Annotated in this window: 1 protein-coding gene; it reads left to right on the top strand. The window is 42.3% G+C overall.

Translation table 11 applies throughout. The features are described 5' to 3' along the window. A partial coding sequence (locus ACFIO5_RS11595) for a toprim domain-containing protein (RefSeq protein ID WP_375705490.1) occupies positions 1 to 350 on the top strand: 350 nt, incomplete at both ends.

The following is a 350-nucleotide window of genomic DNA, read 5'->3' as shown; positions in this document are numbered from 1 at the left end:
TCCTCGGTCAGCACGTCGTGCTGCGTTGCATCTCATCAAAAAAAAGGAAACATTGCTTGAACCTTTAGGAGCAGCAATACAAGCAGCTGTACAAAAGGTCTGCATTTGTTCTGTTTGTGGAAATGTAGATACAATTGACCCTTGTTCGATTTGTACAGATCCACGTCGTGATGATGCAACAATTATTGTTGTTGAAGATATTGCTGATCTGTGGGCTCTAGAACGTGCAAAAACTTTAGCTGCACGTTATCATGTCTTGGGTGGAAAGCTTTCTCCTTTAGATGGAATAGGTCCTGATGAACTCAACATCGCTCCCTTAATACAGCGCGTTGTACAAAACCCAATTACAG

The organism is Bartonella sp. AA86SXKL (assembly GCF_042196885.1).
The sequence above is the reverse complement of the archived record's forward strand: the minus strand, read 5'-3'. Positions and strand labels throughout refer to the sequence as shown.